The 419-nt window shown below is 64.2% G+C and carries 1 pseudogene; it reads left to right on the forward strand.

Features of this window, described 5'->3' with window-relative positions:
* Nucleotides 1–121: 121 nt before the first annotated feature.
* Nucleotides 122–419, forward strand: a pseudogene (locus E1297_RS00585) (transposase); the annotation flags it as partial.

Consider the following 419-nt stretch of genomic DNA (forward strand, 5'->3'; position numbering starts at 1 on the left):
ACGAGATTCGCGTTGCTGACGGGCTCTTGCTCGTTCACTTGGCACCGGCCGCGTTCCGGCTGTAAGAATGTTGCGGGCGGCGTTCATGTCCGCATTGGCTTCATGCCCGCAGGATGCGCTGGACGACGCTGCAATCCACCGTCTTCTGACGATTACTGGTGTGAACCTGACCGTCGCTGCGGGGCTCATGACGGTGATCGGCAGCATCGACCGCTTCGCCAGCCCTTAGAAATTGGTGAGCTACTTCGGGCTGAACCCGCGAGTACGACAGTCCGGCCTCGGCTCCGCGCATCACGGCCGCATCAGCAAGGCCGGTCGCAGCCATGCCCGTGCCGTGTTGGTCGAAGCGGCTTGGGCGGCGGCCAATGCGTCAGAGCCTCTGCGGGGCCTCTTTATCCGCGTGCGGGCGAAGAGAGGCC

The organism is Roseibium sp. RKSG952 (assembly GCF_009711355.1).